The organism is Geodermatophilus sp. SYSU D00766 (assembly GCF_054049915.1).
This window is the reverse complement of record NZ_JBJGYI010000006.1, coordinates 1-23,421: the sequence shown is the minus strand read 5'-3', so window position 1 is coordinate 23,421 and position 23,421 is coordinate 1. Positions and strand designations below refer to the sequence as shown.

The following is a 23,421-nucleotide window of genomic DNA, read 5'->3' as shown; positions in this document are numbered from 1 at the left end:
GTGCCGGGGTTGTGTCGGAAACTACAGCCCGGCGGCGGTCGCGACCGCCCGGCGGGTCAGCACCTGGGCCAGGTGCTGGCGGTAGTCGGCCTGGGCGTTGAGGTCGCTGCTCGGGCTGGTGCCCTCGGCCGCCGAGCGGGCCGCCGAGGCGACCGCGTCCGGTGAGGCCGACGCGCCGGCCAGGGCCGCCTCGGTGGCCGACGCGCGCAGCGGGACCGGGCCCATGTTGGTCAGCCCGATGCGCGCCTCGGCGATGTGCCCGTTCTCCCGCCGCACCGCCGCGGCGACCGCGACGATCGACCAGGCCTGCGCCACGCGGTTGAACTTCTCGTAGCGCACCCCCCAGTCGCCGGCGAGCTTGGGCACCCGGATCTCCACGAGCACCTCACCCTCGTCGAGGGCGGTGGTGAGGTAGTCGACGAAGAACTCGCGGGCCGGCACGGTGCGTCGTCCCCCGGGCCCGGCGACCACCATCTCCGCGTCGAGCGCCAGCGCCACCGACGGCAGGTCCCCGGCCGGGTCGGCGTGGGCCAGCGCCCCACCGAAGGTGCCCCGCCGGCGGGTCTGCCGGTCGGCGACCGTCTCGGTCGCCTCGGCGATGAGCCGCGCGTGCTGGGCGATCAGCGGGTCGGCGATGACCTCCGCGTGGGTGGTCATCGCGCCGATCACCAGCGCGTCGCCGTCCTCGCGGACGCCGCGCATCTCGGCGACCCGGCCGAGGTCGACGATCGTCTCGGGTGCGGCCAGCCGCAGCCGCATGACCGGGATGAGCGACTGCCCACCGGCCATGATCTTGACGTCGTCACCGCCCTCGGCGACCGCCTGCACGGCCTCCTCGACGGTGGTCGGCCGGACGTACTCGAACGGGGCGGGGATCACAGGGCACCTCCGGTGGACGACGTGCCGGTGGACGGCGCCTCGGCCGACTCGGCACCCTGCGCGTTGGTCTTGGCGGTGGCCCGGTCGCCGCCGTCGCCGCCCTGGTGGACGGCCCGCCAGACGCGTTCCGGCGTCAGCGGCATGCGGATGTCCTGCACCCCCAGGTGACGGACGGCGTCCAGCGCGGCGTTGACCACCGCGGGCGTGCTCGCGATGGTGCCGGCCTCGCCGACCCCCTTCGCGCCGATCGGGTTGCCCGGCGCCACGTGCACGGTGTTGTCCGTGTCGAAGTGCGGCAGGTCGGCGGCCGAGGGGACCAGGTAGTCGACGAAGGTGCCGGTGGTGAGGTTGCCGTCGGCGTCGTACACGGCCTCCTCGTACAGCGCCTGCGCGATGCCCTGGGCGAGGCCGCCGTGGATCTGCCCCTCGACGATCAGCGGGTTGACGATCGTGCCGACGTCGTCGACGCAGGCGTACTTGCGGATCTTCACCATCCCGGTGTCGGTGTCGACCTCCAGGGCGCAGATGTGCGTGCCGTGGGGGAAGGAGAAGTTGACCGGGTCGAAGGTCGCGTCCGCGTCGATCGACGGCTCGATGTCCTCCGGGTAGTTGTGCGCCGCGAAGACGGCCAGCGCGATCTCCTGGATCGACAGGCCGGCGCCCGGGGTGCCGCGGACGGTGAACTTCCCGCCGGAGAAGTCCAGGTCGTCCTCGTTGGCCTCGAGCAGGTGGGCGGCGACCCGGCGGGCCTTGGCGATCACCTTGTCGGCGGCCTTGACGACGGCGGTGCCGCCGACGACCAGCGACCGCGAGCCGTAGGTGTCCATGCCCTTGTGCGCGACGGCGGTGTCGCCGTGCAGGACCTCGACGTCCTCGAACGGCACGCCGAGCTGGTCGGCGACCAGCTGGCTCCACGCCGTCTCGTGGCCCTGGCCGTGCGGGGTGGAGCCGGTGACCACCTCGACCTTGCCGGTGGGCAGCATCCGGATCGACGCCGACTCCCAGCCACCCGCGCCGTAGGACAGCGAGCCGAGCACCCGGGAGGGGGCCAGGCCGCACATCTCGGTGAAGGTGGAGAAGCCGATGCCCAGCTGCACCGGGTCACCGGACTCCCGGCGGCGGCGCTGCTCCTCGCGCAGCTCGTCGTAGCCGATGAGCTCCAGGGCCCGCTGGGTGGCGCCCTCGTAGTCGCCGCTGTCGTACTCCAGGCCCGCCACGGTGGTGAACGGGAACTCCTCGGCGCGGATCCAGTTCCGGCGGCGCAGCTCCAGCGGGTCCATGCCGAGCTCGGTGGCGAGCTCGTCCATGATCCGCTCGACGGCGAAGGTGGCCTCGGGGCGGCCGGCGCCGCGGTAGGCGTCGGTGGGCACCTTGTTGGTGAAGATGCCGTCGCACTCGAAGCGGTAGGCCGGGAACTTGTAGATGCCGGGGAACATGAACGCGCCCAGGGCCGGGACGCCGGGGGTGATCAGCCGCAGGTAGGAGCCCATGTCGGCGAGGATCCGCACCTTCAGGCCCTTGACGTGGCCCTCCCGGTCGGCGGCGATGTCGACGTACTGGATCTGGTCACGCCCGTGGTGGGCGGTCATCAGCGACTCGCTGCGGGTCTCGGTCCACTTGACCGGCTTGCCGAGCCGCCGCGCGATGAGCAGCGCGAGGATCTCCTCGGGGTTGACCTGCAGCTTGCCGCCGAAGCCGCCGCCGACGTCGGGGGCGACCACGCGCAGCTTGTGCTCCGGGATGCCGGTGACCATCGCCAGCATCACCCGCAGCACGTGCGGGATCTGGGTCGCCGACCACATCGTGAAGTTGTCGCCCTGCGGCTGGACGACGACCGACCGCGGCTCCATGAACGCCGGGATCAGCCGCTGGTTGACGAACCGCCGGCTGACGACGACGTCGGCGTCGGCGAACGCCTGCTCGGTGTCGGCGCCCGTGCCGATCTCGCCGGCGTCGAAGACGAAGTGGTAGCTGGTGTTGGTGTCGAGGTGGTCGTGGCAGAGCTCGGCCTCCTGCGCGACGGCCTGCTCCATGTCGAGCACCGGCGGCAGCAGGTCGTAGTCGACGTCGACCAGCTCGATGGCGTCGGTGGCCGCGGCCCGCGAGCGCGCGACGATCACCGCGACGGCCTCGCCGACGTGGTTGACCTCCTCGACGGCGATCGAGGGGTGCCCGGGGTTGAGCATCTCCGGGGTGACCGGCCAGGCGCACGGGATGGAGCCCTGCTCCTCGGCGAGGTCGCGGCCGGTGTAGACGGCGACGACGCCCGGCGCCTCGAGCGCGGCGCTGACGTCGACGTTGGTGATCTTCCCGTGGGCCACGGGGCTGCGGACCACGGCCATGTGCAGCATCCCGGGCAGGACCATGTTGTCGGTCCAGGTGGTCCGCCCGGTGATCAGGCGGGCGTCCTCCTTGCGGCGGCGGGCCTTCCCGACCTCCTTCTCCGGTCCGGGGGTCTGGGTGGTGGCCGCGTCCTCGGTGACCGTCACGACTGCGCTCCCAGGGTCTCGGAGGTGCCCGACATCTCGCCGGCGGCCTGCTGCACGGCGCGGACGATGTTCTGGTAGCCGGTACAGCGACAGAGGTTGCCCTCGATGCCCTCGCGGACCTCGTCCTCGCTGGGGGCCGGGTTCTCCTTGAGCAGGTCGATCGAGGCCATGATCATGCCGGGCGTGCAGAATCCGCACTGCAGGCCGTGCATCTCGTGGAAGGCCTTCTGCACCGGGTGCAGCGTGCCGTTGCTGCCGATGCCCTCGATGGTGGTGACCTCGGCGCCGTCGGCCTGCACGGCCAGGACGGTGCAGGACTTCACGGCCTGTCCGTCGAGGTGGACGGTGCACGCGCCGCAGTTGCTGGTGTCGCAGCCCACGACGGTGCCCACCTTGCCGAGCGCCTCGCGCAGGTGGTGCACCAGCAGGGTCCGGGGTTCGACCTCGTCGGTGTAGGTCACTCCGTCGACCCGCATGCTCACCCGTGTCATGGATCCTCCGCTTGGTTGCAGGGGGCGAGTGCGCCCGGTGGCCGGGCGCTCCACGGCGGAGTCAACCAACGGGAGCGTGACTTAGGCCACGCTTACCTGCCATGCGGGGACCACCGGTTCCGCGGATGCGGAGCCGTCACGCTGCAGGGTCCGCGGTCGCGGCCGACCGGGCCCGGGGCGGCGCCGCAGCGGAGAGGTTGCAATCCCGTTGCAGCGGGCGCTCAGCCCGCCGGGACGGCGCGCAGCTCCCGGCGGCGCAGCAGCGCGCTGGCGCCCAGCGCGACGAGGCCGAGCCCGGCCAGCCCGGCTCCGACCAGGCTCGGGGCGGTGTAGCCGTACCCGGCGGCGATGACCACGCCGCCGAGCCAGGCGCCGAGGGCGTTGGCGGCGTTGAGCGCGGAGTGGTTGAGGGCGGCGCCGAGCATCTGCGCCTCCCCGGCGACCTCCATGAGCCGCAGCTGCAGGCAGACGACGAGCGTCGAGGCGCTCACCGCCACGAGGAAGATCCCGGTCAGCAGGGTCGGCGCGCTCCCCGCGGCAGGGGCCAGGAGGGTCAGCAGCACGGCGAGGGCGACCAGGGTGCCGACCAGCGAGCGGAACAGCGCCACGTCGGCCAGCCGCCCGCCGAGCGCGGTGCCGAGCACCCCGCCGACGCCGAAGGCGAACAGCACCCACGGGACGGTGCCCCGGGACAGGCCGGTGACCTCGGTGGCCAGCGGCGCGACGTAGCTGTAGACGGCGAACATGCCGCCGAACCCGACGGTGCCGACCGCGAGGGTGAGCAGCACCTGCGGCCGGCGCAGCGCGCCGAGCTCGGTGCGGACGGTGGCGTCCCGGTCGCCGGGCGTGGAGGGGACGACGGCGAGCACGGCCGCCACGGTGAGCGCGGCGAGGACGACGACGGCCCAGTACGCCGCGCGCCAGCCCAGCGTCTGTCCCAGCCAGGTGGCGGCCGGGACGCCGGCGACGGTGGCCACCGCGAGGCCGAGCATCACCGTGCTCACCGCCCGGCCGCGCAGCGTCGGCGGCACGAGGGAGGCGGCGACCAGCGAGGCCACGCCGAGGTAGGCGCCGTGCGGCAGCCCGCTGACGAAGCGCGCGAGCAGCAGCGCCGTCGGGCCCGACGCCACCGCGCTGAGCGCGCTGCCGCCGAGGAGGACGGCCGCCAGCCCGACCAGCACGCCGCGCCGCGGCAGCCGTGCCCCCAGCGCGGCGAGGACGGGGGCGCCGACGACGACGCCCAGCGCGTAGGAGGAGATCACGTGTCCCGCGGTCGGGATGTCCACGCCGATGCCGGTGGCGATGTCGGGGAGCAGGCCCATCGTGACGAACTCGGTGGTCCCGATCGCGAACCCGCCCAGTGCGAGGGCCAGCAGCGCGGCGGCGACCCGCGGGGTGGTGAGGGACACGGCGGGAGGCGCAGCGGAGGGCACGGCGTCGGGCGGGGCGGCGGCGCGGGCGGTCACGTGACCGTGCCAAGGGGACGGAGCCGGACCGTATTCCCGCGCCGGGCGGGTCGGCTCAGCCGCGGGAGGACCGCCGCAGCGCCAGCAGGTGCGCCGCGACCGGGCCGCGGCGGGGTGAGCCGGCCGGCAGCGCCTCGAGACAGGCCTGCCACGCGACGGCGTCCTCGCGCGCCTCGGGCAGCGCCGTCCAGCGCAGCAGCAGCTCCGGCCGGCGGCTGCGCAGCACGGCCGCGCGCAGCGCCGCGGCGGTGCGGCGGCGGGCGGCGACGACGCCCGGCGCGGCCGAGCGCGGCAGCACCGGGCCGGGGTAGCGGTCCAGCGCCGCGCCGACGGTGCCGCGGTCGAGCAGCACCCGGACCCGGTCGAGGTCGGTCTCCAGCGGGGCGAGCAGCCGGTAGGGCCGCGAGCCGACGAGGTCGGCGCCCACCAGCCGGCGCAGCCGCGACAGCTCCGCGCGGACGGTGACCGCGGCGCTGCCGGCCGGGTGGCACTCGGCGGCCAGCCGCTCGGCGCTGCGGCCCTCCTCCCCCGCCGCGGCGGCCTCGGCGAGCAGCAGGAGCAGCTCGGAGTGCCGCAGGGACAGCTCCTGGCGTCCCGACGGCAGGGTCAGGCGGGCGCGGTCGCGGCCGAGCACCTCCAGCAGCGGCGCGGGCGGCCGGGCCGGCGCGGGGCGCACCGGCCCGCGGGACTGCTCCTCGCGGTGCAGCCAGCGCAGCTCGGACTCGACGGCGGCCACGGTGGCGCGCACCAGGGTGAGCACGTGCGGGGTGGCCACGTGGTCGCCGCCGGTGACGTCGATGGCGCCGAGCAGCACGCCGGTGACCGGGTGGTGCACCGGCGCGGCCGAGCAGCTCCACGGCTGCACCGGCCGGCGGTAGTGCTCGCTGCCGTAGATCTGCACCGGGTGGTCGAGGGCCAGCGCGGTTCCGGGGGCGTTGGTGCCGGCGACCTCCTCCGACCACCGTGCGCCGGCGACGAAGTTCATCGTCTCGGCCAGGGAGCGCAGCCGGCGGTCGCCCTCCACCCACAGCATCCGGCCGTCGGCGTCGGTGACGCCCACGATCATCCGGTCGGCCTCGGCGTCCTCGACCAGCAGCCGCCGGATGACCGGCAGCACCGGGGCGAGCGGGTGGGCGGCGCGGTAGGCGGCCAGGTCGTCGTCGAGCAGGTCGACCGGCGGCCCCTGGCCGTCGGGGTCGACGCCGCTGCCGAGGCTGCGCCGCCAGGAGTCCCAGACGACCGACCGCACGCCGGGGCGGGGCGGCGGCGCGCCGTGGGTCACCAGCGTCTCGTGCGCGGCGCGCAGCTGCCGGGTCAGCCCGGGGGGCGGCCGGCCGGCGGGCAGTGCGAGCCACGGGCTGACGCCGGTCACGGCGCGCTCCCCGACGTGTGGCTCATGGTCCGCCCATGGTGACCCCTGTCACCGGTCCGCGCCAGGTCCCCCCGCCGCAGGTCAGCCGCCGGGTGGACGCGCCGGCAGCAGCGCCCGGGCGCTCCGGGCCCGCAGCGCGCCGGCCCACAGCCCGGCGCCGTAGGCGAGGTCCTCCAGCCGGCGGGCGGCGGCGAAGCGCGGCAGGCCGACCTCGGCCCGGTGCGGCCACCACGCCAGGACGGCGTCGGCGGCGGCGACGGCGGCCGCGGCGCGCCGGGCCCGCGGGGAGACGGCGGCGGCCGCGACGGTCAGCGGCCAGTGGTGGCGGGTGGCGGCGCGGGCGAGCGTGCGCCCGCCCGCGGCGGTGCCGCGCAGCACCAGGGCGGCGGCCAGCCGGTACGGCGGTGCCCCGCCGGGAGGCGCGAGCCGCCGGGCCAGGCCGGCCGTGGCGACGGCGAGGACCCCGCCCGCGGCGACCCGGCCCGCCCGCCCGCCGGCGAGGGCGAGCGCCACGGGCACCGCCGACCAGGGGCTGACGACGACCGGGGCGACCAGGCCGCCGTGCCGGGCGGCCAGCGGTGCGGCCCCGGTGCCGTAGACGGCGCGGCGTCGCAGCCACGCCGCGGTCGTGGCCGGGTGCTCGTGCGCCACCCGCGCGGCCGGGTCGTAGCGCACCCGCCAGCCGGCCGCGGTGAGCCGCCAGACCAGGTCGACGTCCTCGGCCACCGGCATCGCGGCGTCGAAGCCCTCCCCGAGCGCCGTCCGGCGGGCCAGCAGGGCGGCGCTGGGCAGGTAGGACAGCGCGCTCAGCGGGGCCACCCGCGCGGGCACGGGCCCCATGTCCAGCGCGCTGACCGCCGTCTCGTAGGGCGTGGTCCAGCCCGGCCGCGCGGGCGGCAGCGCGACGACCCGCGGCGCGACGAGCGCCAGCCGCGGGTCGGCCAGGTGCGGCAGCAGCACGTCGAGCCAGCCGGGCAGCGGCACGCAGTCGGAGTCGAGGAAGGCCACCGCCCGGGTGGTGGCGGCGCGCAGGCCGGTGTTGCGGGCCGCGGCCGGGCCGAGCGGGCGCTGGTGCCGCAGCACCTCCGCCGTCCCCGCCGCGGCGGCCAGGGCGCCCGGGTCGACCGAGCCGTCGTCGACGACCAGCACCCGCGCGGCCGCGGTGGCGGGGTCGGCCCGCAGCGCGGCCAGCAGCCGGGCGATCCCCTCGGGGCGGTCGCGCACGGGGACGACGACGGTGACGTCGTGGGGGCCGGGTGCGGGACCGGCGGGCTCGGGGACGGCGGCGCCGGCGTCGAGCAGCCGGGCGGCCAGGGCCGCCGTCGCCGTGGACGAGACCACCAGCCGGTCGCCGTCGAGCAGGTCCCGGGCGGCCGCAGACAGCCGCAGCAGCCGCAGCGGCGAGCCGCCCAGCAGCGCCGCGCCGCCCTCCACCCGGCGGGTGCCCCCGGCGAGCCGGACCGCGTAGCCGTCGGGCAGGCGGGCGTGCGGTGGCGGCGGGACGCTCACCCGCCCAGGACGTCGTCGGTGGTGGTGACCTCGACCAGCGGGGCGTAGAGGCCCATGAGGCCCAGCGCCTTGCGGTGGTCGTCGTCGCTGCTGCCGGCGCAGGCGTCGCCGACCACGCGCACCGGCACGCCGGCGTCGGCGGCGGGCAGCACGGTGGAGACGACGCAGCAGTCGGTGGCCACGCCGGCCACCGTCATCGGGCCGTCACCGACCAGCGCGGCGAGCTCGGGGCCCCACTTGCCGAAGGTGGTCGCGGTGACCACGGCGGCCGCCCCGGGGTCCTCGACGAGGTCGTAGAGCGGGGCGTCGGGCGGCTGCAGGGCGAAGGGGAACACCTCGTAGTAGCCGACCCAGGCACCGGCCGGCTGGGCCGGGGCGACGAAGCGGGTGTACACGACCCGGTCGCCGAAGGCCTCCACCAGCCGCTGGATGCGCGGGTGGGCCTCGGCGAACCGGGGCGCCGCCCACGGGGAGTCCGGATCGGCGAACACCCGCTGCGCGTCGACGACGACCAGCCGGCCGGAGGGCTCTGCCACGCCCGGACCCTAGCCGGGCGGCCGGGGCCCCACGCGACTTTGGTTAGGCTGCCCTCAGTAGCCGCACCGGAGGAGTCCCGATGTCCCACCCCCTGCCCCGCCGCGCCGTCCTGCTGGCGGCCGCCCTGACCACCGCCGCGTCGCTGACCGCGTGCGGCTCCGCCGACGACGACGGCGAGGCGGGGTCGGCGTCCTCCTCCGGCGGGAGCGGGGAGTTCCCGGTCACCGTGAGCACCGCGTTCGGCGACACCGAGATCGAGGAGGAGCCGCAGCGCGTCGTCGCCCTGGGCTGGTCCGACGCGGAGACGGCGCTGGCGCTCGGCGTGCAGCCGGTCGGGGCCAGCGACTGGCTCGGCTTCGGCGGCGAGGGCGTCGGCCCGTGGGCCGAGGGTCGCTACGACGAGGCACCGGAGATCATCGAGACGCTCGAGCCCAGCCTCGAGGCGATAGCGGCGCTGGAACCCGACCTCATCCTGGACACCCGCTCCGACGGGACGCAGGAGCGCTACGACTCCCTCAGCGAGATCGCCCCGGTGGTCGGCGCGCCCGAGGGCGTGGGTGCCTACCAGACCACCTGGCAGCAGCAGCTGGACCTGGTCGGGCAGGCGCTGGGCCGCACGGAGGAGGCCGGGCAGCTGCGCGGCGACCTCGAGCAGGCCTTCGCCGACGCCGCCGCCGCGCACCCGGAGTTCGCCGGCACCGAGGTCGCCGTCGGCGCGTACACCTCCGAGGGCTTCGGCGCCTACGTCCGCGGCGACACCCGCGTCGACTTCATGGAGGCGCTCGGCTTCGTGAACGACCCGGGGATCCAGAACCTGGCGACCGAGAGCTTCTTCGTGCCGGTGTCGGAGGAGCAGGTCTCGCTGCTCGACGCGCCGCTGACCGTCGTCTTCCCGATCTTCGTCGACCCCGCGCAGATCACCTCGAACCCGCTGTGGCAGACGCTGGGCTCGGTGCAGCAGGGCAACGCCGTCGTCCTGGAGGACCAGACGCTGGTGAACGCCTTCTCCAGCGGCTCGGTGCTCGGGACGGGGTACGCGCTCGAGCAGGCCGTCCCGCTGTTCGCCGAGACGCTGCGCTGAGGTCCTGAGGGCCGGCCTGGGGACCACGGGAGCGGCGGCCCGCTGATCCTGGGGCGCACCAGCGGCCGGACACGGTGCGCTCAGGGCGGATCCGGGAGCCGTGACGTGCCCGTGTCTGCACCGCCGGCCGGCACCTCGTGGGGAACCGTGGCCGGCTGCCCCGACCGGCCCGCTCAGCGGCTCCTCGGTGTGCGGGGCGTTCCCGCGGGGACGTGGTGCGCGCTCACGTCCTCCCGGGACCTGTCAGCGGCCGGACAGTGTGCGCTGGGGGGGCAGCTGTAGGGCTGGATCTGCACGCATCTGCACGTCGTTCGTCGGCGGCAGTGCCCCCCTGAGGCCGGAGCAGATCCTCAGGACGGCGCCCCTGGCCGGACCCCGGCGGCCTCCTGCGCCCGGACCGCTCCGCGGCGCAGCGCCAGGGTGCCCAGCAGCCCGACGAGGAAGGCGGCCAGCACGCCGAGGTTGGCGAAGGCCCAGTCGCCCTCCCGGCCGCCCAGCCCCAGCGGCCCGAGCAGGTAGCCCTGCCAGTCCAACCAGCCGGCGTAGGTGTTGGTGACCAGCCCCCAGCCGAGCAGGGTGCCGATCGCCAGCAGCACCAGCGGCACCGCGGGGGCGGCGCCGTAGCGGCCGCGCGGGTCGTAGAGGTCGGCCTCGGCGTAGGGCCGGCGGCGCAGCGCGAGGTCGCCGAGGAAGACGCCGCACCAGGCGGCGATCGGGACGCCCAGGGTGATGAGGAACCCCTGGAACTGGAAGAAGAAGCCGCCGGTGGCGACGAAGACCACCCAGATCGCGCCCAGCACCATCAGCGCACCGTCGATCGACGCGGCCACCGGCCGGGGCACCCGCACCCCGGCGGCCAGCAGCGACAGCCCCGAGGAGTAGATGTCCAGCAGCGCGCCGCCGACCAGGCCGAGCACCGCCACGACGACGAACGGCACGAGGAACCAGGTCGGCAGGATCGACCCGAGCGCCCCGATCGGGTCCGCGCCGATCGCCGCCGACAGCTCCGGGTCCGAGGCCGCCAGCAGCAGCCCGGTGCCGAGCAGCACGACCGGGGCCAGCGCGCCGCCGAACGTCGTCCAGCCCACGACGCCACCGGTCGACGCCGTGCGCGGCAGGTAGCGGGAGTAGTCGGCGGCCGCGTTGACCCAGCCGAAGCCGTACCCGGTCATGGCCAGGACCAGCGCGCCGACGACGGCCGCCGTCGAGCCGCCCGGGATGCCGGTGACCGCCGACCAGTCGACGGAGTCGGCCACCAGGACCAGGTAGACGACGGTCAGCACGCCGCTGACCACGGTGATGACCGTCTGCATCCGGATGATCGCGTCGAAGCCGAGGACGCCGCCGGCCACGACCAGCGCGGCGACGACGAGCAGCGCGACGACCTGCGTCGCCGTCCCGCCGCTCCAGCCGAGCTGGTCGAAGACGGTGGCGGTGGCCAGCGTCGCCAGGCTGACCAGCACCGTCTCCCAGCCGACGGTGAGGACCCACGACAGCGCCGCGGGGACCCGGTTGCCGTGCACCCCGAACGCGGCCCGGCTGAGCACCAGCGTGGGAGCCGAGCCGCGCTTGCCGGCGATCGCGACCAGCCCGCACAGCAGGAAGGACACGACGATGCCGACGACGCCGGCCACCAGCGCCTGCGTCGCGGAGATGCCGAAGCCGAGCAGGAACGAGCCGTAGGCCAGGCCCAGCACGCTGACGTTGGCGCCGAACCACGGCCAGAACAGCTGCCGCGGGCGGCCGCGGCGCTCCTCCTCGGCGATGACGTTGATGCCGTTGGTCTCGACGGCGACGCGCGTCCCGGGCGCGCCGGTCCCGTCGTCCAGGGCCTGCCGCTGCGCCATCCCGACCTCCTCGCTCGGCGGGCCCGCCGTCCCCGGCCCCGTCCCGCCATGATCGTGCCGTGGGCGCCCGGCGCCCGCGACGGGTTCCCGGACGGCGCTGCCCGCACCGGTCGGGTCAGCCGCGCAGCCGCCCGTCGTCGCCGACGTCCCAGCCGGCCACCGCCGCCGTCAGCCGGGCGGCGAGGTCGCCGAGCAGCCGCGCGCCCTCCGCCGCCGTGGCGCCGGCCGGGTCGCCCAGCACGCCGGTGGGGCTGACGCCGCGCACGCCCTCGGCCCGCAGCCGGGGCAGCAGCGCGCCGACCGGCGTCGTCACGCCCGCGACGGCGCGGTCGGTGCGGACCGCGTCCGGTTCCACGTGCAACAGCAGCGCGGTCTCGGTGCGGCCGGCGTGCGCGTCCCCGCCCGGCACGGCGCAGGGGAACCAGGCGGCGTCGCGGCCCTCGGCGCGCAGCAGCGGCACCGCCCGGCGGAGGGCGTCGAGGTTGCCGCCGTGGCCGTTGACGACCAGCAGCCGCCCGGCCCAGCGGCACGCCGAGCGGCCGTACTCGACCAGCAGCGCGCTCAGCGCCTCGGTGCCGATCGACACGGTGCCGGGGAAGCCCTCGTGCTCGCCGCTGGCGCCGTACGGGAGGGCCGGTGCCACCAGCGCCGCGCCGAGGTCGGCGGCGGCGACCACCGCGGTGGCGACGGCGGTGTCGGTGGCCAGCGGCAGGTGGGAGCCGTGCTGCTCGACCGAGCCCAGCGCCACCACCAGCAGCGGCCGCTCGGGGAGCTCCGGCCAGACGGCGCCGGCCAGGTCGGGCACCACCCGAGCCTACGGAGCGCCCGGCCCACCGGCGGTGTCAGGCGGCCGATCCGGGGAACGGCAGGGACATGAGCGAGAACACGACGGACCCCACCCGCAAGGTCGCCGAGCTGCTGAGGGGGCAGAAGTTCGGCTTCCTCACCACCACGACGCCGGAGGGCAAGCTCACCAGCCGCCCGATGTCGCTGCAGGAGGTCGAGTTCGACGGCGACCTGTGGTTCTTCGCCGAGGCGCACGCGCCCTGGCTCGGCCACGTCGCGGTCTCCCCGCAGGTCAACGTCGGGGTCGGCTCGGGCGGCAGCTGGGTGTCGCTGACCGGGCACGCGCTCGTCGTCGACGACGTCGCGAAGAAGCGGGAGCTGTGGAACAGCGGCGTCGAGGCGTGGCTGCCGCAGGGACCCGACGACCCCACGGTGGTGCTGGTGAAGGTCGACGCCGACTCCGCCGAGTACTGGGACAGCCCGGGCAACCGGCTGGCCACCGCGTTCAGCTTCGTCAAGGCCAAGGCCACCGGGTCGCAGCCCGACACCGGCGAGCACGAGAAGGTCGACCTCTAGGACGCACGGGGTGCGGCGGCCGGGCGGCCGCCGCACCCCGCCCTCACGCCGCCGGGACCGGCTCGGGCACCGGCACGGCCGCCGGGCGCCGGGCCGGCAGCCACACCGCCGCCACCAGCGCCCCGGCCGCGCAGGCCGCGGCGCACACCCAGGACCCGGCCGACAGCCCGTCGACGAAGGACCGGCGGACGACGTCGGCGGCGGTGAGCCCGTCGGGCAGCCGTGAGGCGGCGGCGAGGCCGGCCACCACCGAGTCGGTGGCCGCGTCGCGCACCGCGGCCGGCAGCCCCGCCAGCCCGTCGCGCACCGCCGGTGCGTAGACGGTGCTCATCACCGACCCCACGACGGCGACGCCGAGGGTGCCGCCCACCTCGCGGACGGTGTCGTTGACCGCCGAGCCGGCGCCGGCCTGGCCGGTCCGCAGGGCGCCCATGACCGTCTCGGTGGCCGGGCTGGTGACCAGGCCGAGCCCGGCGGCCATGAGCACCATGGAGACGACGATCCGGCCCCAGTACTGCGAGTCCACCGCGGCGCCCGCGGCGACGGCGAAGCCCGCCGCCATGACCAGCAGCCCCGCGGTGACGACGACCGCCGTGCCCACGCGCCGCACCAGGAGCACCGCGACCGGGCTGGTCACGGCGATGACCGTGGCGAACGGCAGCGTCGCCAGGCCGGCGGCGAGCGTGCCGTAGCCGAGCACCGCCTGCAGGTACTGGGTGATCAGGAAGATGAACCCGAAGAGTGCGAAGAACGCCAGCGCGATCGCCACGCTCGCCGCCGACACCCGGCGGTCGGTGAAGAGCCGGACGTCGAGCAGCGGGTCGGGTCGGCGCAGCTCCCACCGGACGAACCCGGCCAGCAGCGCGGCCGCGGCGGCGTAGCCGGCGAGGGTGAGCGGCGAGGTCCAGCCGTGGCCGGGCGCCTCGATCGTGGTCCACACCAGCAGGCCGACGCCGGCGACCGAGCCGACCACCCCGCCGACGTCGAAGCGGCCGTGCTCGGCGGAGCGGGACTCGCGCAGCAGCACGCGCCCGGCCACCAGGGCCACCGCGACGAGCGGCAGGTTGACGAGGAACACCGAGCCCCACGCGAAGTGCTCGAGCAGCAGCCCGCCGGTGACCGGTCCGATCGCGACCGACAGCCCGGTGACCGCCGACCACACGCCGATCGCCGTCGCGCGCTCGCGCCGGTCGGGGAAGGCGACGACGAGCAGCGCCAGGGTGGCCGGGAAGACGAGGGCGGCCGCGGCGCCCATGGCCGCGCGGGCGGCGACGAGCTGCCCGGTGGTCCCGGCCAGCGCTGCGAGCAGGGAGGTCAGCCCGAACAGCACCAGGCCCACCTGCAGGACGCGCAGCCGGCCGAACCGGTCACCGAGGTGCCCGCCCAGGAGCAGCAGGGCGGCGAACACCAGCGTGTAGCCGTCCACGACCCACTGCAGGCCGCTGGTGTCGGCCGACAGCTCCGCCGCGAGCGTCGGCAGGGCCACGTTGACGATCGTGTTGTCGACGCTGACCAGGAGCACCGACAGGCACAGCACGGCCAGCACCCACCACCGGCGGGTGGGCTGGGCCGGGGATCGGACCTCCACGGGGCCCTCCTCTCGTAGAACGACGTTCCAGAACGGTAGAACGGCGTTCTACAAGGCGCAAGGGAGGATGACGGCATGACCGAGACGGGGCAGCGGACGCCGAGCCGCGAAGTGCAGGGCGCGCTGGTCGACGCGGCCGAGCGGGTGCTGGTGCGCGACGGGACCGCGGGGCTGACCGTCCGGGCCGTCGCCACCGAGGCCGGCGTGGCCCCGATGGGCGTCTACAACCGCTTCGGCAACAAGTACGGCCTGGTGGCCGCCGTCCTGGTCCGCGGGTTCGACGCGCTGGCCGCCAGCGTCCGCGGGGACGACGCCGACGCGCCGCAGGACCGGCTGGCCGGCTGCGGGCGGCGCTACCGGCGGTTCGCCCTGGGCAACCGGGAGCACTACGAGGCGATGTTCGGCACCGCCGTGCCCTCCGACGCGCGCGCGGCCGCCTCCACCGCCGAGCTCGACGAGCACGCCGCGGCCGCCTTCGGGGTGCTGGTCGGCGAGGTGTCGCGGGCGATGGACGCCGGCGTCCTGCGCCGCGACGACCCGGCCGAGACCGCCCAGGTCATCTGGTCGGCCGTGCACGGCGCGGTCAGCCTGGAGCTGGCCGGGGTCACCCAGGCCGGGGACCCCGAGGCCTCCTTCGAGCGCCTGCTGGCCGCACTGCTGTCGGGACTGTCCTGACCGGCCGCCGGCCCCTGGTCAGCGGACCGTGTAGCCGGCGTCCACCGGCAGCGTCACGCCGGTGATGTAGCGGGCCTCGTCGGAGACCAGGAAGAGGATCGCGTTGGAGATGTCCACCGGGTCGACGTAGGGCACCGGCAGCGGGTGCAGCGTCTCGAACAGCTCGGTGAACTTCTCCCTCGTGGGGTTCGGGTCGTCGGGGGTGAACAGGCCCCACGTCTTCTCGTTCTGGATCATGACGGTGTCCACGCCGGTCGGGTGCACGGTGTTGACCCGGATCGACTGCTTGCCGAACTCGTTGGCCAGCGTCCGCATGATGCCGATGACGCCGTGCTTGGCCGCGGTGTAGTGGATCGTGTTCGGCGTCCCCTTGAGGCCGGCGGTCGAGCTGGTGATCACGATCGACCCGCCTCCGGAGTCGACCAGGTGCGGCAGGGCGACCCGGCAGGTGTTCCACACGCCGGTCAGGTTGATGTCGATCATCTCCTGCCAGGCGTGGTCGGTGAGTTCCAGTGCGGGCGCCAGCTCGAACACGCCCGCGTTGGCCAGCACGATGTCGAGCCGGCCCAGTTGCGCGACGCCGTCGTCGACCGCCGCGCGCAGCGCCGCCGGGTCGCGGACGTCGGCCTTCGTCGCGACGATCCGCCGGTCGAGGGCCTCGACCTGCCGCACCGTCTCGGCGAGGTCCTCCTCGGTGGCCGGTGGGTACATGGTCACCGTCTCGACCGGCCCGCAGAGGTCGACGGCGATGACGTCGGCGCCCTCCTGCGCCAGCCGCAGCGCGTGGCTGCGGCCCTGGCTGCGCGCGGCCCCGGTGATGAAGGCGACCTTGCCCTCGACGCGTCCTGCCACGGTGTCCTCCTGTCCGGGAGATGCTCGACTGCCGGCGTTACTTGACGACCGACCCCGCGTCGACCGGGAGCTGGACGCCGGTGACGTAGCGGGCGTCGTCGCTGACCAGCCAGAGGATCGCGTTGCTGATGTCGACCGGGTCCACCCACGGGATCGGCAGCGCGTTGAGCCCCTGGAACATCGGGGCGACGTCGTCGCGGGTGACCTCGTCCGGGGGCTTGTCCGGGACGAAGTTCCCGTAGGTCTCGCGGTTGTGGATCATGTCGGTGCTCACCGAGGTCGGGTGCACCGAGTTGACCCGGATCATGTCGGGGGCCAGCTCGTTGGCCAGCGTCTTCACCAGGCCGACGACGCCGTGCTTGGCCGCGACGTAGTGCGCGAGGTTCGCCAGGCCCTTGATGCCGGCCGTCGAGCTGGTGATGACGATCGCCCCGCCCTGCCCGTGCGCCCGCAGGTGCGGCACCGCGGCCCGCACCGTGCGGAAGACGCCGGTGAGGTTGATGCCGATCATCTGGTCCCACATCTCGTCGGTGAGGTCCTCCACCGGCGCGAAGCTGGCGATGCCGGCGTTGGCCAGCACGATGTCGAGCCGGCCGAGCTCTGCGACCCCCTCGCCGACGGCGGACTCCAGCGCGGCACTGTCACGCACGTCGGCCACCCGGGCGACGATCCGCCGGTCGAGCGCCTCGACCTGGCGGACGGTCTCGGCCAGGTCCTCCTCGGTCGCCATGGGGTAGCCGACGGTGGGGACGTCGGCGCAGATGTCCACCGCGACGACGTCGGCACCCTCCTGGGCGAGCCGGACCGCGTGACTGCGGCCCTGACCGCGCGCGGCACCGGTGATGAACGCGACCTTGCCGTCGAGCTTGCCCATCCGGACTCCCGGGTCGAGGGGGCGTGCCAGGTGACGCGGGTCTCAACCTAGGGAGGGTTGCGCCGATCGGCAACGCCCTGGTCAGGGCGACCGGCCGGCGTCCAGCCGACTCCCAGCCGGTGTCCTGCCGACCCTCATGGACGACGGCGAGGGTGGGGATCCGAGACATCCAGGAGGTATCCCGTGCTGACCGTCGCCGTGCTCGTGGCCCTGCTCCTCACCATGACCCTCGCCGACCTCGCCCCGGCGCTGCTGCCCGACGGTCCGGGGCCCGCGGCGGTGGCGCCCACCCGCTGAGCGCGGGGCGCGGTCGACTCCCACCGCCCCTCCCACCGATGAGGTCCCGGTGGTACGGTCGATTCGTGGGTGGGACGTATCCCGTGGTCCTGGGCGACCGCGGCCGCCTGGTCATCCCGGCCGAGCTGAGGGAGCGCCTGCACGTCTCCGCCGGCGACCACCTGGTCCTCCTCGACACACCCCGGGGAGTCGTCCTGGCCACCCGCGAGCAGCTCAAGGCCCTGGTGCGTGAGGACCTGGCCGGACTCGACCTGGTCTCCGAACTGCTGGCCGAACGGCGCTCCGACTCGGCTGCTGACGACGCCGGGTGAACCTCTTCGACAGCTCCGCCCTGCTGTGCTTCCTGCTGGGCGAGCCGGGGGCGGAGGTCGTCGAGGCCGCGATGGAGCAGGCGGACCCGGTGTGCAGTGCCGTCAACTGGTCCGAGGTGGCCCAGAAGATCGTGCAGAACGGTCGCGACTGGGGACTGCCGCAGGGCCTGCTGCGCAGCTACGGGCTCCGGGTGGAGCCCGTGCTGGTGGACGACGCGGAGGTGGCTGCCCGCCTGTGGCGCACCGGATCGGGGCTCTCCCTGGCCGACCGCCTGTGCCTGGCCACCGGCCGCCGCCTCGGTGCCACCGTGTGGACGGCCGACACCGCGTGGGGCGCCACGGACGGCGTCCGCCAGATCCGCTGAGCCGGGGTCCCTCAGCGGGGCTGCAGGCCCGCCAGCGGCGACTCGTCGCACGGCTTGGCCGGGATCGCGGGCATGCCGAGCAGCGTGGGCTGACCGCGCACCGGGCCGGTGTGGGAGTGGTCCAGGTGGCTGCGGGGGGTGACCAGGTCCGCCTCGCGCGCGGCCAGCGCCGTCTCGCCGTACCCCTGCACGCACTCCGGGTCCGGGCCGTCCAGCGGCAGGCCGGTGAAGAACTTGGCCGCCATGCAGCCGCCGCGGCAGGCGTCGAAGTGCGCGCACCGCGTGCAGGCGCCCCCGGTCTGCGGGCTGCGCAGCTCCCGGAAGAGGTCCGAGGACTGCCACACCCGCTGGAAGCCGCCCTCGCCGCGCACGTTGCCGGCGAGGAACTGCTCGTGGATGGCGAACGGGCAGGCGTAGACGTCGCCGACCGGGTCGATCAGGCACACCACCCGCCCGGCGCCGCACAGGTTCAGGCCGGGCAGGGCCTCGCCGTAGGCCGACAGGTGGAAGAACGAGTCGCCGGTGAGGACGCGCTCGCCGTTGGCCAGCAGCCAGGCGTAGAGCTCGCGCTGCTGGGCCTGGGTGGGGTGCAGCTGGTCCCAGACGTCGGCGCCGCGGCCCGAGGGGCGCAGCCGGGTGATCCGCAGCTGGGCGCCGTAGCGGTCGGTGAGCTCCCTGAACGCGTCGAGCTGGGAGACGTTCTCCCGGGTCACCACGACGGAGACCTTGAAGTCCTTCATCCCGGCCTCGGCCAGGTTCTCCAGCGCCCTCGTGGCGGTGGCGAAGGAGCCGGTGCCGCGGACGCGGTCGTTGACCTCGGCGGTGGCGCCGTCGAGGGAGATCTGCACGTCGACGTAGTCGGTGGCCGCCAGCTGCTGCGCGCGAGCCCGGTCGAGCTTGACGCCGTTGGTGGAGAACTTGACGCCGACGTCGTGGCCGATCGCGTAGTCGAGCAGGTGCCAGAAGTCCGGCCGCACGGTGGGCTCGCCGCCGCCGACGTTGACGTAGAAGACCTGCATGCGCTGCAGCTCGTCGATGACGCCCTCGGCCTCGGCGGTGGACAGCTCTCGTGGGTCACGCCGGCCGGAGGAGGAGAGGCAGTGCACGCACGCCAGGTTGCAGGCGTAGGTGAGCTCCCAGGTCAGGCAGATCGGGGCGTCCAGGCCGTACTCGAACTGGTCGACCAGGCGCCCACCCACGGGCCGGTCGGGGACGACGGCGGTCATGCGCGCACCTCGATCATCTGGGAACGGGCGAGGTCGGCCAGCGCCTTGACGTAGGCCGGCCGCTGGGCCTCGGGGACACCGCACGCGGCCAGCGTCGCGTCGGCGCTGGGGTGGTCGGCCAGCGTCTCCACGACGGTGACCAGCGTCCTCGACTTCAGGAACGACAGCTTCCGGTTGCCGAAGTGGTAGACCAGCGCCCCGAACGGCTCCGGCCGCAGCGCCACCGACCGGGCACGCCGCCAGGGCAGCCCCGGGTCGAAGGCGCTCGCGGCCGGAGCGGCGGGGGTCACGACCGCAGGCTCAGTAGACGCCGCACATGCCGTCGATGGAGACCTCCTCGACGAGGGACTCCTCGACCAGCGCCTCCTCGGCGACGGCGGGCGCGGCCCCGTCCTGGGCGACGGTCTGGACCTCGGTCTGGGCGGGCGTCTCGGGCATGCCGACCTCCGGATCAGGGGAGCGGGGATGCCGAGGACGGTAGGGGCACCGGGTGCCACGGGCAACCGAGGAGGTGAGCCACGGCACAGCCTGGACGGCGACCGGGGCGCCACGGGTGAAGATGGGCCGGTGAGCGTGCTGCGCGAGTCCGACCGCGGCGTCCCCCGCGAGGACCCCCGCGAGGACACCCGCGCCCGCATCGAGCGGGCCGCGCTCGAGCTGTTCACCGCCGCGGGCTTCGAGCAGGTCACGATCGAGGAGATCGCCGCGGCCGCGGGCACCAGCCGGCGCACGTTCTTCCGCACGGTGGGCGGCAAGGCCGACGCGGTGTGGGGCGACTTCGACGGGCACGTCGACCGGCTGGCGGGGCTGCTGGACCGCTCCGGCGACGACGTCCCCGTGCTGACCGCCGTCCTCACCGCCTACGTCGAGGCCAACGACTACGCCCCCGACGACCTGCCGGTGCTGCGCCAGCGGATGCGGCTGATCCTCACCGAGCCCGCGCTGCAGGCCCACTCGCAGCTGCGCTACGCCGACGTCGACCGGGTGGTGGCCGGCTACGTGGCGCGGCGCTGCGGGCAGGCCCCGACCTCACTGGTGCCGCGGCTGGTGGCCACGGCCACCCGCGCCGCCGCGACGACGGCCTTCGAGGCCTGGCTGTCCGGCGACGTCCCGTCGCTGGCCGAGGCGCTGCGGACCGCGTTCGGCCAGCTCGCGGCGGGCTTCCCCGGCCTGCGCTGACCCCTCCGCCTGCTCCAGGCATCGGAAGCGATCCGCACGTCCTGGGCCGCACGACGTGCGGAGTGCTTCCTATGCCTGCCCCAGGGTCGCGCGCAGGCCGTCGAGCAGCCGGTCCACGTCGTCGTCGTCGCTGTAGGGCGCCAGACCCACGCGCAGCCCGCCGGCGTCGCCGAGGCCCAGCCGCCGGGACACCTCGACGGCGTAGAAGCTGCCCGCCGGCGCGTTGACGCCCCGCTCGGCCAGCGCACGCGACACCTCGGCGGCCGGGCGGTCGGCGAACGTGTAGAGCAGCGTGGGCGTGCGGTGGGCGGCCCGCGACCACGCCGTCACGCCGGGCAGCTCCGCAACGCCCTCCTCGATCCGCTCCCGCAGCAGGTCCTCGTGCGCCTCGACGGCGGTCAGGCCCGCGACCAGCCGGCCGCGGCGGTCGCCGTCGTCCCCGCCGAGCGCGGCCAGGTAGTCCACGGCGGCGGTGGTGCCGGCCAGCAGCTCGTAGGGCAGCGTGCCGAGCTCGAACCGCTCGGGGACGGCGTCGGTGGAGGGCAGCAGCTTGTCCGGGTGCAGCGTCTCCAGCAGCGACGGCGCGGCGACGACGCAGCCGAGGTGCGGGCCGAGGAACTTGTAGGGCGAGCAGGCGTAGAGGTCGGCACCGAGCGCGGCGACGTCGACCGGCGCGTGCGCGGTGAGGTGCACGCCGTCGACGTAGGTGAGCGCGCCGGCCCGGTGTGCCAGCGCGGTCAGCGCGGCGACGTCGGGGCGGGTGCCGATCAGGTTGGAGGCGCCGGTGAGCGCGACCAGCCGGGTGCGGTCGGACAGCACCGCCGCCAGCGCCCCGGCGGTGAGCTCGCCGGTGCCGGGGTCGAGGTCGGCCCAGCGGACGGTGGCGCCCCGCGCGGTCGCGGCCTGCACCCAGGGCCGGACGTTGGCGTCGTGGTCGAGCCGGGTCACCACGACCTCGTCGCCGGGACCCCACCCGGCGGCCAGCGCGCGGGAGAGGTCGTAGGTCAGCTGGGTCATCGACCGGCCGAAGACGACGCCGCCGGGGTCGCCCGCGGTCAGGTCGGCCACCGCGGCGCGGGCGGCGACGACGATCGCGTCGGCGTTGCGCTCGGCCGCGGTCACCTGCCCGCGGTTGGCGATCGGTGCGGTGAGCGTGGTGGCCACCGCCTCGGCCACCTGCCGCGGCACCTGCGAGCCGCCGGGACCGTCGAAGTGGGCGGCGCCGGCGCGCAGGGCGGGGAAGTCGGCACGGACGGCGGCGACGTCGTAGGCGGTGCTCGCGGTGGTCACCTCCGCAGCATGCCGCCGCCGCCCGCCCCTCACCCGACCGGCCCGGCGCCCCCGCCCTGTCGGGGCCCGGTCGCAGGGGCCGACGGCCCTGGCCGGTCGGGCAGGGCGGCCTGGCCGGGTGGCCGGACCTGCTCCTCCGGACGGACGGTTCCCGGCCCGTGGGGATCCCGCGGGCCGGGACGCCGGTCCTAGCGTCCGGCCGGACCGCCCCGCCCCCGCCTGGAAGGACCCCTCGATGAAGGTCGAAGAACTCCTCAAGCCCTTCCCCATCAAGGAGTTCCACCCGTTCCCGCGGGCGCTCATGGGCCCCGGGGCGCACGAGATCATCGGCCCCGAGGCGCTGAAGCTGGGGTTCCGGAAGACGCTGGTCATGACGTCCGGCCTGCGCGGCTCGGACATCGTCGAGAGGATCGCCGGGTCGATGCGCTACCACGGCCTGGAGGTCGTGGTCTACGACCAGGTGGAGTCCAACCCCAAGGACTACAACGTCATGGACGCCGTGGCGATGTACCAGGAGAACGAGTGCGACAGCTTCGTCTCCATCGGCGGCGGCTCCAGCCACGACGCGTGCAAGGGCGCGCGCATCTCGGTGGCCCACGACGGTCGCAGCGTCAACGAGTTCGAGGGCTTCAACCAGTCGGAGAACCCGAAGAACCCGCCGCACATCGCCGTCTCGACGACGGCCGGCACGGGCTCGGAGACCTCCTGGGCCTACGTCATCACCGACACGACCACCGACCCGGAGAACCCGCACAAGTACGTGGCCTTCGACGACCACTGCCTGGCGACGCTGGCGATCGACGACCCGGTCCTCTACTACGACTGCCCGATCGACTACACCGCCCAGTGCGGCTTCGACGTCCTCGCCCACGCCAGCGAGCCCTACGTGTCGCGGCTGGACTTCCCGCCGTCGCTGGGCAACGCCCTCTACGCGATCCGGCTGACCAACCAGCACCTGCGGCAGGCGGTGTGGAACGGCCAGGACCTCGGTGGCCGGCAGGGGATGATGTACGCCCAGTACATCGCCGCGCAGGCGTTCAACTCCGGCGGCCTGGGGATCATCCACTCGATCAGCCACGCGGTGAGCGCGTTCTACGACACCCACCACGGCCTGAACAACGCCATCGCGCTGCCCCGCGTGTGGGCCTTCAACATGCCCACCCAGTACCGGCGCTTCGCCGACATCGCGCAGGCCATGGGCGTGGACACCCACGGGATGACCGACGTGCAGGCTGCCGACGCCGCGCTGGCCGCGGCCATCCGGCTGCTGCGAGACGTGGGCATCCCCGAGCGGTTCGTCGACGTCACCCAGGACAGCTACTCGAAGAACCGGCTGGGCGTCGGCCCGACCCGGTTCTACGAGAACGCCCCGACGATCCTCGGCGACGACAAGGACGTCGACCGGATCACCCACCACGTCCTCGGCGACGCGTGCACCCCTGGCAACGCCAAGGAGTGCACCTTCGAGACGGTCCGGCCCGTGGTGGAGCACTGCATGACCGGCGACCTCGACGACCTGCTGTCCTGACCGACTCCCGGGGGGGGGGGGGGGGGGGGGGGGGGGGGGGGGGGCCGGGGCCCCCCCCCCCCCCCCCCCCCCCCCCCCCCGCCCCCCCCCCCCCCCCCCCACCCCCCCCCCCCCCCCCCCCCCCCCCCCCCCCCCCCCCCCCCCCCCCCCCCCCCCCCCACCCCCCCCCCCCCCCCCCCCCCCCCCCCCCCCCCCCCCCCCCC

23 protein-coding genes are annotated in these 23,421 nt (G+C 75.3%); 7 read left to right on the top strand and 16 right to left on the bottom strand.

Annotated features, from left to right (window positions below):
- Positions 1–21 precede the first annotated feature (21 nt).
- The 7 genes from ACI8AD_RS07295 to ACI8AD_RS07265 form a co-directional block, all read right to left on the bottom strand.
- Positions 22–879, bottom strand: a complete 858-nt coding sequence (locus ACI8AD_RS07295) for an FAD binding domain-containing protein (protein ID WP_456869865.1) — start codon at positions 877–879, stop codon at positions 22–24.
- On the bottom strand, positions 876–3,368 hold the full coding sequence (locus ACI8AD_RS07290) for a xanthine dehydrogenase family protein molybdopterin-binding subunit (RefSeq protein WP_456869864.1): 2,493 nt from the start codon (positions 3,366–3,368) through the stop codon (positions 876–878). Before ACI8AD_RS07290 ends, ACI8AD_RS07295 begins: the two co-directional genes overlap by 4 nt.
- Positions 3,365–3,859, bottom strand: a complete 495-nt coding sequence (locus tag ACI8AD_RS07285) for a (2Fe-2S)-binding protein (RefSeq protein ID WP_456869863.1) — start codon at positions 3,857–3,859, stop codon at positions 3,365–3,367. The genes ACI8AD_RS07290 and ACI8AD_RS07285 overlap by 4 nt, the downstream gene beginning before the upstream one ends.
- Before the next feature lie 221 nt (positions 3,860–4,080).
- Positions 4,081–5,268 (bottom strand): MFS transporter, encoded by a 1,188-nt coding sequence (locus tag ACI8AD_RS07280; RefSeq protein ID WP_456869862.1) that lies wholly within the window; start codon positions 5,266–5,268, stop codon positions 4,081–4,083.
- Positions 5,269–5,380: 112 nt separating this feature from the next.
- Positions 5,381–6,697, bottom strand: a complete 1,317-nt coding sequence (locus ACI8AD_RS07275) for a GAF domain-containing protein (RefSeq protein ID WP_456869861.1) — start codon at positions 6,695–6,697, stop codon at positions 5,381–5,383.
- A gap of 81 nt (positions 6,698–6,778) precedes the next feature.
- The gene (mftF, locus tag ACI8AD_RS07270) at positions 6,779–8,206 is read right to left on the bottom strand and encodes a mycofactocin biosynthesis glycosyltransferase MftF (protein ID WP_456869860.1); all 1,428 of its coding nucleotides are present in this window, start codon (positions 8,204–8,206) and stop codon (positions 6,779–6,781) included.
- On the bottom strand, positions 8,203–8,742 hold the full coding sequence (locus ACI8AD_RS07265) for a cysteine hydrolase family protein (protein ID WP_456869859.1): 540 nt from the start codon (positions 8,740–8,742) through the stop codon (positions 8,203–8,205). The genes mftF and ACI8AD_RS07265 overlap by 4 nt, the downstream gene beginning before the upstream one ends.
- A gap of 80 nt (positions 8,743–8,822) precedes the next feature.
- Here ACI8AD_RS07265 and ACI8AD_RS07260 point away from each other — a divergent pair, with 80 nt between their 5' ends.
- Positions 8,823–9,824 carry an iron-siderophore ABC transporter substrate-binding protein gene (locus ACI8AD_RS07260; RefSeq protein ID WP_456869858.1) on the top strand — a complete coding sequence of 334 codons (1,002 nt, stop codon included), beginning with the start codon at positions 8,823–8,825 and terminating at the stop codon, positions 9,822–9,824.
- A 350-nt stretch (positions 9,825–10,174) separates the two neighbouring features.
- On the opposite strand, the gene ACI8AD_RS07255 is transcribed toward ACI8AD_RS07260, so the two are convergent.
- Together ACI8AD_RS07255 and mftE are read right to left on the bottom strand one after the other, a co-directional pair.
- Positions 10,175–11,671 carry a purine-cytosine permease family protein gene (locus tag ACI8AD_RS07255; RefSeq protein ID WP_456869857.1) on the bottom strand — a complete coding sequence of 499 codons (1,497 nt, stop codon included), beginning with the start codon at positions 11,669–11,671 and terminating at the stop codon, positions 10,175–10,177.
- A 115-nt stretch (positions 11,672–11,786) separates the two neighbouring features.
- Entirely contained in the window at positions 11,787–12,476 is a 690-nt protein-coding gene (mftE, locus tag ACI8AD_RS07250) for a mycofactocin biosynthesis peptidyl-dipeptidase MftE (protein WP_456869856.1), read from the bottom strand.
- 68 nt (positions 12,477–12,544) lie between these two features.
- Between mftE and ACI8AD_RS07245 the strand changes: the two genes are divergently transcribed.
- Positions 12,545–13,033 (top strand): pyridoxamine 5'-phosphate oxidase family protein, encoded by a 489-nt coding sequence (locus tag ACI8AD_RS07245; RefSeq protein WP_456869855.1) that lies wholly within the window; start codon positions 12,545–12,547, stop codon positions 13,031–13,033.
- 43 nt (positions 13,034–13,076) lie between these two features.
- Here the strand turns inward: ACI8AD_RS07245 and ACI8AD_RS07240 are convergent, their stop codons facing one another.
- Positions 13,077–14,621: an MFS transporter gene (locus ACI8AD_RS07240; protein ID WP_456869854.1), complete on the bottom strand. Its 1,545-nt coding sequence runs from the start codon at positions 14,619–14,621 to the stop codon at positions 13,077–13,079.
- 75 nt (positions 14,622–14,696) lie between these two features.
- Here ACI8AD_RS07240 and ACI8AD_RS07235 point away from each other — a divergent pair, with 75 nt between their 5' ends.
- Positions 14,697–15,296, top strand: coding sequence for a TetR/AcrR family transcriptional regulator (locus tag ACI8AD_RS07235; protein ID WP_456869853.1), 600 nt, complete (start codon positions 14,697–14,699; stop codon positions 15,294–15,296).
- Between the two features lie 18 nt (positions 15,297–15,314).
- Here ACI8AD_RS07235 and ACI8AD_RS07230 read toward each other — a convergent pair whose 3' ends face one another.
- Positions 15,315–16,148: a mycofactocin-coupled SDR family oxidoreductase gene (locus ACI8AD_RS07230; RefSeq protein ID WP_456869852.1), complete on the bottom strand. Its 834-nt coding sequence runs from the start codon at positions 16,146–16,148 to the stop codon at positions 15,315–15,317.
- Between the two features lie 37 nt (positions 16,149–16,185).
- On the bottom strand, positions 16,186–17,022 hold the full coding sequence (locus ACI8AD_RS07225) for a mycofactocin-coupled SDR family oxidoreductase (protein ID WP_456869851.1): 837 nt from the start codon (positions 17,020–17,022) through the stop codon (positions 16,186–16,188).
- A gap of 362 nt (positions 17,023–17,384) precedes the next feature.
- On the opposite strand from ACI8AD_RS07225, the gene ACI8AD_RS07220 reads away from it, so the two are divergent.
- Together ACI8AD_RS07220 and ACI8AD_RS07215 are read left to right on the top strand one after the other, a co-directional pair.
- Positions 17,385–17,630: an AbrB/MazE/SpoVT family DNA-binding domain-containing protein gene (locus ACI8AD_RS07220; protein WP_456869850.1), complete on the top strand. Its 246-nt coding sequence runs from the start codon at positions 17,385–17,387 to the stop codon at positions 17,628–17,630.
- Positions 17,627–17,995 (top strand): type II toxin-antitoxin system VapC family toxin, encoded by a 369-nt coding sequence (locus ACI8AD_RS07215; protein WP_456869849.1) that lies wholly within the window; start codon positions 17,627–17,629, stop codon positions 17,993–17,995. The genes ACI8AD_RS07220 and ACI8AD_RS07215 overlap by 4 nt, the downstream gene beginning before the upstream one ends.
- Positions 17,996–18,006: 11 nt before the next feature.
- Here the strand turns inward: ACI8AD_RS07215 and mftC are convergent, their stop codons facing one another.
- From mftC to mftA, 3 genes are read right to left on the bottom strand one after another with little or no spacing between them, the layout of a single operon-like run.
- The gene (mftC, locus tag ACI8AD_RS07210; protein ID WP_456869848.1) at positions 18,007–19,221 is read right to left on the bottom strand and encodes a mycofactocin radical SAM maturase; all 1,215 of its coding nucleotides are present in this window, start codon (positions 19,219–19,221) and stop codon (positions 18,007–18,009) included.
- Positions 19,218–19,511 carry a mycofactocin biosynthesis chaperone MftB gene (gene mftB / locus ACI8AD_RS07205; protein WP_456869847.1) on the bottom strand — a complete coding sequence of 98 codons (294 nt, stop codon included), beginning with the start codon at positions 19,509–19,511 and terminating at the stop codon, positions 19,218–19,220. Before mftB ends, mftC begins: the two co-directional genes overlap by 4 nt.
- A gap of 10 nt (positions 19,512–19,521) precedes the next feature.
- Positions 19,522–19,659 carry a mycofactocin precursor MftA gene (gene mftA, locus ACI8AD_RS07200; protein ID WP_456869846.1) on the bottom strand — a complete coding sequence of 46 codons (138 nt, stop codon included), beginning with the start codon at positions 19,657–19,659 and terminating at the stop codon, positions 19,522–19,524.
- A gap of 129 nt (positions 19,660–19,788) precedes the next feature.
- Between mftA and mftR the strand changes: the two genes are divergently transcribed.
- Entirely contained in the window at positions 19,789–20,400 is a 612-nt protein-coding gene (mftR, locus tag ACI8AD_RS07195) for a mycofactocin system transcriptional regulator (RefSeq protein WP_456869845.1), read from the top strand.
- Between the two features lie 69 nt (positions 20,401–20,469).
- Here mftR and ACI8AD_RS07190 read toward each other — a convergent pair whose 3' ends face one another.
- Positions 20,470–21,690, bottom strand: a complete 1,221-nt coding sequence (locus ACI8AD_RS07190) for a cysteine desulfurase-like protein (protein WP_456869844.1) — start codon at positions 21,688–21,690, stop codon at positions 20,470–20,472.
- Between the two features lie 235 nt (positions 21,691–21,925).
- On the opposite strand from ACI8AD_RS07190, the gene mdo reads away from it, so the two are divergent.
- Complete coding sequence (gene mdo, locus ACI8AD_RS07185; RefSeq protein ID WP_456869843.1) at positions 21,926–23,218, top strand: NDMA-dependent methanol dehydrogenase; 1,293 nt, start codon at positions 21,926–21,928, stop codon at positions 23,216–23,218.
- Positions 23,219–23,421 lie beyond the last annotated feature (203 nt).

Bases quoted from the DNA above. Each gene is read 5' to 3' on its own strand.
- ACI8AD_RS07285 (WP_456869863.1), bottom strand. From the start codon at position 3,859: ATGACACGGGTGAGCATGCGGGTCGACGGAGTGACCTACACCGACGAG.
- ACI8AD_RS07260 (WP_456869858.1), top strand. From the start codon at position 8,823: ATGTCCCACCCCCTGCCCCGCCGCGCCGTCCTGCTGGCGGCCGCCCTG.
- ACI8AD_RS07255 (WP_456869857.1), bottom strand. From the start codon at position 11,671: ATGGCGCAGCGGCAGGCCCTGGACGACGGGACCGGCGCGCCCGGGACG.
- ACI8AD_RS07245 (WP_456869855.1), top strand. From the start codon at position 12,545: ATGAGCGAGAACACGACGGACCCCACCCGCAAGGTCGCCGAGCTGCTG.
- ACI8AD_RS07235 (WP_456869853.1), top strand. From the start codon at position 14,697: ATGACCGAGACGGGGCAGCGGACGCCGAGCCGCGAAGTGCAGGGCGCG.
- ACI8AD_RS07225 (WP_456869851.1), bottom strand. From the start codon at position 17,022: ATGGGCAAGCTCGACGGCAAGGTCGCGTTCATCACCGGTGCCGCGCGC.
- mftC (WP_456869848.1), bottom strand. From the start codon at position 19,221: ATGACCGCCGTCGTCCCCGACCGGCCCGTGGGTGGGCGCCTGGTCGAC.
- mftA (WP_456869846.1), bottom strand. From the start codon at position 19,659: ATGCCCGAGACGCCCGCCCAGACCGAGGTCCAGACCGTCGCCCAGGAC.
- mdo (WP_456869843.1), top strand. From the start codon at position 21,926: ATGAAGGTCGAAGAACTCCTCAAGCCCTTCCCCATCAAGGAGTTCCAC.